This window comes from Mycobacterium sp. (assembly GCF_050701675.1).
GTDB lineage: Bacteria > Actinomycetota > Actinomycetes > Mycobacteriales > Mycobacteriaceae > Mycobacterium.
In genome coordinates, this window is sequence record NZ_JBOGDD010000672.1 from 1 (window position 1) to 7,809 (window position 7,809).

Here is a 7,809-nt window from a genome sequence, read left to right on the forward strand (position 1 = left end):
GGTGGGGTGGCGCGAAGGTGGGGTGGCGCGAAGGTGGGGTGGCGCGAAGGTGGGGTCGCGCGGGGGGTGGGGTGGCGCGGGGGGTGGGGTCGCGCGAAGGTTGGGGTTGCGCGGGGGTGGGGTGGCGCGCGGGGTATTCAGTCGATGACGACGGCGTCCTTGTGCTCGGTGATGGGTCTGGCGGGGAGCTGCTCGTCGCAGATCCGCTGGAGCTTCTCCAACGTCTCGTCGAGACCAGGGCCCCGACGTTCACCGGGCGTGAACGTCGCGGGCAGGTGCTTCATGCCCTGGATGACGCCGATGCTCTCGTAGTGTTCCGCGCCCTCGGGGTCGCACACGTAGTCGGGCATCCGGTCGAGCACGGCGGTCAGCATCGACTTGAACACGGTTCGGGCCACGTTGGAGCCGACGCAACGGTGCACACCGATGCCGAAGCTGAAGTGCCGGTTGCCCTTACGGTCGAGCAGTACCTTGTTGGGCTCGTCGAAGACCGAGGGATCGCGATTGGCCATCGCCCACGACAGCCACAGCCGCTCGCCTTCCTTGAACTGCTGACCATCGACCTCGACGTCCTCGGCGAACGTGCGGCCGTCACCGGGTGCGGGGGTGAAGAACCGGAGGAACTCCTCGGTGGCGGGGTTGAGCAGCAGGTCCCGCTCGCGGCTCAGTAATTCGCGCTGATCGGGATTCTCCGACAGCCACTCCAGCGCGTGCGCGGTGAGCGCGGTCGTGGTGTCGAAGCCGCCGCCGATGATCAACCCGAGATTTCCCATGATCTCCAGGTCGGGTGCGGGCTCGCCGTCGATGCGAAGGTCCAGCAGCGCATTGACCAGGCCGGGCCGCGGGTTCTGCTTCATCTCGAACATGTTGGTGAGGAGGTCGATGCCCATCTGCCGGTTCATCTCTGCGACCCGCGGGGCGTCGGGCGAGTGTTCCGGGGTGGAGACCCCGGCGTGCGCGGGTTCGCTGTAGATGAGCCACTTCTTGAGCTCGATGCCCATCATCGCCAGCGTCAGCACCGCAGGCACGATGTTGGCCAGATCGTCGACGAAGTCGATCCGGCCCGTTTCGATCTTGTCGTCGATGGCTGCGCGGGTGATCTCGTCGACGAAGGGCACCCACCGCTTGATCGCGGCGGGGGACAGGTACGGGTTCAGGGCGCCGCGGTAGGTGCTGTGTTCGGGCTCGTCCATCTCCAGGATCCCGCCGCGCACGACGGTGGCGCGCTGTGCCTTGGGAATGGTGATGCCCTGGTAGCCCTTTCGCTCCCCGTGGAGGTCGTGGTCATTGGACACGACGGGGCAGCGAGCGAGTTCGAACACTTCCTTGCTGCCCGCGGCCACCCAGTGACCGTCGTAGACGTCCGTCCATGCCACCGGGCACTTGGTGTGCATATCCTCGGTGATCTTGGCGAACTGCCCGCGGTATTCCGGGGTGTGCCGGTCGAAGTGGTACTGGTTCTTCTTGCGGTCGTCGTCGGTGGCGACGTCGTCGATGCTCACGGCGGTGTCTCCTATTTTTCGGCGAACGATCAGTTTGCGGTCTTGTCGAACAGCGTCATTCGATGACGATGGCCTGTTCGGGGCACGAGTGGGCAGCCTCCGCGACCAGGTCTTCCTGATCGGCGGGCACCACCTCGGACACGGGTGAGGCGTGCCCGTCGACGTCGTCGAGTTCGAATGAGTCTGGCGCGATCATCGAGCACAGGGTGTGCCCCTGGCAGCGTGTCCCGTCAACCGAAACCTTCACGAGCGCAGCTCCTTTCGGACCGTACAGAATCAGACGTGGTAGTCGTACCACTTGAGGTAGCCGCCACCGTCGACGCGAAGTTGAAGACCGGTGACGTAGCGGGACTCGTCGGAGGCCAGCCAGAGGATGGCGTTGCTGATGTCCTCGGGCTCGATGAACGGGATCCGCATCGCCTGCTGGATGCCGAAGACGGGCTCCGCGTCGGCGCGGGTCGGATGCTCGAGATCGGGCCGGAACGAGCGGTACATCGGCTCGCTCTGCAACATGTCGGTGTTGCAGTTGGTCGGATGCACCACGTTGGCGCGAATGCCGCGCACCGACAGTTCGGTGGCCAGATCGTGGACGTACTGCGACAGCAGCCGCTTGGCGGTCATGTACGCCATGCCGCCGGGATCGTTGCCGGGGTTGTCCTTCTTGGCCGTGTCCATCAATGCCGCGGTCGAGCCGGTGGCGATGATCGAGGCACCCTCCTGAAGATGCGGGAGCGCGACCTGGATCGCGTTGATGGTGCCGACGAGGTTGGTGTTGATCACGTCGGTCCACGTCTGCAGCGGCGGGTTGCCCTTCATACCCGCAATGCCGGCCTGGGCCACCACGATGTCGACCTTGCCGAGCTCGGAGATTCCGTTCTCCAACGCTTCCTTGAGCTGAGCGGCCTCACGGACGTCGGCCTGCGCGGTGACGATCCGCTGACCCGTCTTCTCGACGAACTGTGTGGTCTCCTCGAGATCTTCTGGGGTGGCGAGTGAATAGCCGATCGAGTCGATGTTCTTGCAGAGGTCGACGGCGATGATGTCGGCACCCTCTTCGGCGAGCCGGACCGCGTGGCTGCGGCCCTGTCCGCGCGCCGCGCCGGTGATGAATGCGACCTTGCCTTCAACGCGTCCCATCGGATGTCCTCTCGTCTGACTGCTCTGCCTGGTCTGTCACTTAGGTATTCCGACCGCCGTTGACGCCCAGAATCTGGCCGGTGATGTAGCCGGCCTCCTCGGAGATGAGGAAGGAGCAAGCGGCGGCGATGTCCTCGGGCTTGCCGATGCGCCGCACCGGGGTCGCCTCGATGGTCTTGTCGATGTCGCCGAGGAACCCGCGGCTCTCGGCCTTGCGCAGCATGGGGGTGTCGATGAAGCCGGGCGGGACGGCGTTGACCGTGATGCCTGCTGGCCCGTATTCGAGCGCCAGGCTCTTGGTCAGGCCGTTGACGGCCGACTTCGCCGACACGTAGTGGGACATGTAGGGGGTCCCCGAGTGGGTGCTCGACGACGAGATGTTCACGATCCGGCCCCAGCCGGCTTCGATCATGTCCGGCAGCACGGCCTGGATGGAGTGGAAGACGCCATTGAGGTTGACGTTGACGACCCGCTGCCAGAGCTCGAAGTCGATGTCGAGGAAGCGCTTGAAGCCGTCGAGGCCCGCCGCGTTCACCAGGATCGTGACGGGACCAAGTTTGGTGCGGATCGCATTGAGGGCATCGTCGATGGCGGCACGATCGGTCACGTCCGCCGTGTAGGCGAACTCATCATCGGACGGGTTCAGGTCGAGCGTGGCGACGTGGTAGCCGTCGGCGCGTAGCCGATTGGCGATCGCCGCGCCGATACCCGAACCGCCTCCGGTGACGACGGCGTTCTTCACTACTGATCCTCCAAGGGGGGCGGTCGTTCGGACCGTTAAGAATACTGCTTCCGATTATGAGAACCGTACTCTCGGATCACGCCATCTTGCAAGGTAACTAGCCGATCGGTTCGTCCAGAACTTCGCTCGTCGCAGGCGTCTCGACCCTTTGACTAGGCCATCTACGCTTTGTTGTGTTCTCGCGGAGCGAATGTATGATTCGCCGGTGATGAGAATGAAATTTCCATCACACTGAGGAGGATGATGGGCCAGACACCGACGATCTCCACTGACGGGCACGAAGACCTGGGTGCTCGAACACCCAGAGCGCACGCCGATCGGCGCATGCTGATCGATGGCGAACTCGTCGGGGCCGGGCGGAGTCGGGCTGCCGACGACATCAACTCCAGCACCTTCGCTTCCATCAACCCCGCCACCGGCGAGGTATTCGGACACGCGCCCGACGGCACCGTCGCCGACGCCGAGGCGGCCGTTGCGGCCGCGCGCCGCGCCTTCGACGACGGACCGTGGGCGACCGACGTCGCGCTTCGGATCCGCTGTCTCGAGCAGTTCCATCAGGCGCTCGTCGACCACCGCGAGGAACTCGCCGCGCTCACCACCGCGGAGGTCGGTGCCACCCCCGCGCTCCTCGCCGGCGCACAGCTCGATCAGCCCGTCGAGATCGTGCGCTACTACGCGAATCTGCTCAAGACGTTCCCGATGACCGAGGACCTCGGCAACATCTCCAGTCGCGGTATGCAGCACCACCGCTGGGTGGAGAAGGAAGGTGCGGGCGTCGTCGCCGCCATCGTCGCCTACAACTACCCGAATCAACTCGCGCTCGCGAAGCTGGCACCCGCCCTCGCCGCAGGCTGCACCGTCGTCCTCAAGGGCGCGCCGGACACGCCGCTCGTCACGCTCGCCCTCGGCGAGCTGATCGCCAACCACACCGACATTCCCGCCGGGGTGGTCAACGTCCTCAGTTCGTCGGACCCCGAGGTCGGCGCGGTGCTGACGACGAGCCCCGACGTGGACGTCGTCACCTTCACCGGCTCGACGCCGACGGGGCGGCGGATCATGGCCGCCGCGAGCGAGACCGTCAAGCGGGTCTTCCTCGAACTTGGCGGCAAGTCCGCGGCCATCGTCCTCGACGACGCCGACTTCAGCACGGCCGCGGTGTTCTCCGCCTTCAGCATGGTCACCCACGCGGGCCAGGGCTGCGCCCTGACGTCGCGCCTGCTGGTACCGCGCAAGCACCACGACGAGATCGTCGAGATGATCAAGGCCAACTTCTCGCACGTGCGGTACGGCGATCCGAACGATCCGAAGACCTACATGGGCCCGCTCATCAGCGAGCGCCAGCGCGACAAGGTCGACGGCATGGTCAAGCGCGCCGTCGCGGCCGGCGCCACGCTCGTCACCGGCGGCGAGAAGAAGGACCCCGGCTACTTCTATACCCCGACGCTGCTCACCGACGTCGATCCCCATGCGGAGATCGCGCAGGAGGAGGTCTTCGGGCCTGTCCTGGTGGTGATCGCCTACGACGACGACGACGATGCCGTGCGCATCGCGAACGACTCGATCTACGGGCTCTCCGGCGCGGTGTTCGGCAGCGAGGAGCGCGCGCTCGCGCTCGCCCGGCGAATCCGCACCGGCACGTTCTCCATCAACGGCGGCAACTACTTCAGCCCCGACAGTCCCTTCGGCGGGTACAAGCAGTCGGGCATCGGCAGGGAGATGGGGGCGGCCGGGCTCGAGGAGTTCCTCGAACGCAAGACCTTCGCGGTCGTCGTTCCCCCTGCTGAATCCGAGGTGACGGCGTGAGCGGGCCGCTGGAGGGCATCCGCGTCCTGGAAGTCGCGATGTACGGGTTCGTCCCGTCCGCGGGGGCAGTGCTCGCCGAGTGGGGTGCGGACGTGATCAAGGTCGAGCACGCCGTCACCGGCGACCCGCAGCGCGGCCTGCGGCAGACCGGCCCGTTGAGGGTGGAGGGCGACCCGAACCCGAACATCGAGCACGCCAACCGAGGCAAGCGCAGCATCGGCCTTGACGTCTCCAAGCCCGAGGGGCGCGAGGTCCTGCTCGAACTCGCCAAGCGCGCGGACGTCTTCCTGACCAGCTTCCTGCCGGGGCACCGCAGGAAGTTCGGCATGGACGTCGACGACATCCGCGCAGTCAACCCGAAGATCATCTACGCCAGGGGAAGTGCGCTCGGCCCACGTGGTCTCGAGTCGGAGAAGGGCGGGTATGACATGACCGCCTTCTGGTGTCGAGCCGGTACCGCCGCCACCATCACGCCGCCGGGAATCGAGGGCATGATCGGCCCGCCCGGACCGGCCTACGGAGACACCATCTCCGGCACCAACCTCGCGGGTGGCATCGCGGCGGCGCTGCTCAAACGCGAGCGCACGGGCGAGCCCTCGACCGTCGACGTCTCGCTGCTCGGCAGCGGACTGTGGGCGATGGGCCACACCATCGCGTTGACCTCGCACCTGAATCAGCTGATGGTCCAGCCGCCGCCGGGCGTGCACGGCTCGCCGATCAACCCGCTCGTCGGCGTCTACGAGACCAAGGACAACCGCTACATCTCACTGGTGATGATGCAGCCGACCAAGTTCTGGGCCGACGTGTGCCGCCACATCGACCGTGAGGACCTGATCGAGGACCCCCGGTTCGCCACCGTCGAGTCGATCGCCGAGCACACGGCGGACGCCGTCGCGATCCTGCGGGAGACCATCGCGACCCGCAGCCTGCCCGAGTGGAGTGAACGCTTCGCCACCCTGGCCGGGCCGTGGGCGCCGGTGCAGGACACTCTGCAGGCTGCCGATGACGCGCAGGTCCGCGCCAACGAATACATCGTCGCGGCAGGCGAATTGGAACTGGTCGCCAACCCCGTCCAGTTCGACGTCTCTGCTCCGCACACGGCAGGAGCGCCTGCCTTCGCCGAGCAGACCGACGAGGTGCTCGCCGAACTCGGCCTGGACTGGGACCGCATCATCGAGCTGAAGACCGCTGGCGCGGTGACCTAGGCATGCGGAGATCACACGGCGACGGTCACGCCAAAGTGACGGCGCCGCAGCACTCGTCATCGCCGCCGAGGAGGTCGCGGACCGTTTCGCCGACCGCCCGGTGCGAATCCGAGGCGTCGGGCTCGAGCTCGATTCCGTTACGCACCAGCACAAGTCCGACATGACGACGCTCCCGGGCGCCACCCGCGCCGCCGAGCTGATCAACTGCGAAGGCGTTGGCTTCGCCGGGCGTCTTGGCGCGTTCGGGCTGATCGAGACCGGAGCCACCGCCGTCGGCGGTTCGCTGACGGTGAATCCCATTGGAGATTTAAAGGCCAAAGCTCACCCGCCGGGTGCCACCGATGTGGCACAGTGCGTCGAGTCGTTCCAACAACTCCACGGCCACGCGGCCAACCAAGTCGGCGGAACGCGGATTGCACTGGCGCACAACATCGGGGGGCCGACAGCAGTGTCGGCGGAAACGATCCTGGAAGGACCGGGAACCAATGGCGGTTAAGGGACCGGAGCGGTGGTCGCCGGGTATCTCGTTGCCTCGGGGTGTGTCGGGTCCGATGGCTGCGGTGGGTGGGTTGTTCTCGATGGGGGTGGATGCGTTTCGGTTCATCTTCGTGCGGCCGTTTCAATGGCGGGAGTTCTTGGAGCAGTCGTGGTTCGTGGCGCGGGTGTCGTTGGCGCCGACGTTGTTGGTGGCGATTCCGTTCACGGTGTTGGTGTCCTTCATCTTGAACATCCTGTTGCGGGAGTTGGGGGCGGCGGATCTGTCGGGTGCGGGTGCGGCGTTCGGTGCGGTGACGCAAGTGGGTCCGTTGGTGACGGTGTTGATCGTGGCCGGTGCGGGGGCGACGGCGATGTGCGCGGATCTGGGGTCGCGGACCATCCGTGAGGAGATCGACGCGATGGAGGTGCTGGGCATCAACCCGGTGCAACGCCTGGTGACTCCGCGGATGCTGGCTTCGGGTCTGGTGGCGCTGCTGCTGAATTCGTTGGTGGTGATCATCGGGATCCTGGGTGGCTATTTCTTCTCGGTGTTCGTCCAGGACGTGAACCCTGGCGCGTTCGCCGCGGGCATCACGTTGTTGACGGGGGTGCCGGAGGTGATCATCTCGTGTGTGAAGGCGGCATTGTTCGGGTTGTTCGCCGGGTTGATCGCGTGCTATCGGGGGTTGACGATCACCGGGGGTGGCGCCAAGGCCGTCGGGAATGCGGTCAATGAGACGGTGGTGTTCGCGTTCATGGCGTTGTTCGTGATCAACGTGGTGGTTACGGCCATCGGCATCCAGTTGACGGCGAAGTAGGGGCGCCGGGGCATGGGCACGATGCAGGTGGTGCGCAGCCGCTTCCCGCGGTTGGTCAGCACGGTCAACCGTCCGGTCGGGGCGTTGGGGCGCATCGGGGATCAGACGTTGTTCTTCGGCAAGGC

7 protein-coding genes and 1 pseudogene are annotated in these 7,809 nt (G+C 66.1%); 4 read left to right on the forward strand and 4 right to left on the reverse strand.

From position 1 onward, the window contains the following. Positions 1-137: 137 nt before the first annotated feature. The 4 genes from ACRDUX_RS20650 to ACRDUX_RS20665 are packed head-to-tail and all read right to left on the reverse strand — an operon-like array spanning position 138 to position 3,381. A complete protein-coding gene (locus ACRDUX_RS20650) occupies positions 138-1,502 on the reverse strand; it encodes a cytochrome P450 (RefSeq protein WP_526415987.1) in 1,365 nt (454 codons plus the stop codon). 55 nt (positions 1,503-1,557) lie between these two features. Next, positions 1,558-1,749, reverse strand: coding sequence for a ferredoxin (locus ACRDUX_RS20655; protein ID WP_526415989.1), 192 nt, complete (start codon positions 1,747-1,749; stop codon positions 1,558-1,560). Positions 1,750-1,778: 29 nt separating this feature from the next. Continuing rightward, the gene (locus tag ACRDUX_RS20660; RefSeq protein WP_526415991.1) at positions 1,779-2,639 is read right to left on the reverse strand and encodes a mycofactocin-coupled SDR family oxidoreductase; all 861 of its coding nucleotides are present in this window, start codon (positions 2,637-2,639) and stop codon (positions 1,779-1,781) included. 40 nt (positions 2,640-2,679) lie between these two features. Continuing rightward, on the reverse strand, positions 2,680-3,381 hold the full coding sequence (locus ACRDUX_RS20665) for an SDR family NAD(P)-dependent oxidoreductase (protein ID WP_526415993.1): 702 nt from the start codon (positions 3,379-3,381) through the stop codon (positions 2,680-2,682). Between the two features lie 243 nt (positions 3,382-3,624). On the opposite strand from ACRDUX_RS20665, the gene ACRDUX_RS20670 reads away from it, so the two are divergent. From ACRDUX_RS20670 to ACRDUX_RS20685, 4 genes and pseudogenes are all read left to right on the forward strand, one after another. Next, positions 3,625-5,184, forward strand: coding sequence for an aldehyde dehydrogenase family protein (locus ACRDUX_RS20670; protein WP_526415999.1), 1,560 nt, complete (start codon positions 3,625-3,627; stop codon positions 5,182-5,184). After that, a complete protein-coding gene (locus ACRDUX_RS20675) occupies positions 5,181-6,389 on the forward strand; it encodes a CaiB/BaiF CoA transferase family protein (RefSeq protein WP_526415995.1) in 1,209 nt (402 codons plus the stop codon). The genes ACRDUX_RS20670 and ACRDUX_RS20675 overlap by 4 nt, the downstream gene beginning before the upstream one ends. A gap of 31 nt (positions 6,390-6,420) precedes the next feature. After that, positions 6,421-6,885: pseudogene (locus ACRDUX_RS20680) on the forward strand (thiolase C-terminal domain-containing protein); the annotation flags it as partial. Further along, a complete protein-coding gene (locus ACRDUX_RS20685; RefSeq protein WP_526415997.1) occupies positions 6,875-7,684 on the forward strand; it encodes an MlaE family ABC transporter permease in 810 nt (269 codons plus the stop codon). The pseudogene ACRDUX_RS20680 and the gene ACRDUX_RS20685, both read left to right, overlap by 11 nt. Positions 7,685-7,809 lie beyond the last annotated feature (125 nt).

What these genes read in the sequence shown, in the direction of transcription:
- ACRDUX_RS20660 (WP_526415991.1), bottom strand. Translation starts at nt 2,639, where the DNA reads ATGGGACGCGTTGAAGGCAAGGTCGCATTCATCACCGGCGCGGCGCGC.
- ACRDUX_RS20670 (WP_526415999.1), top strand. Translation starts at nt 3,625, where the DNA reads ATGGGCCAGACACCGACGATCTCCACTGACGGGCACGAAGACCTGGGT.
- ACRDUX_RS20685 (WP_526415997.1), top strand. Translation starts at nt 6,875, where the DNA reads ATGGCGGTTAAGGGACCGGAGCGGTGGTCGCCGGGTATCTCGTTGCCT.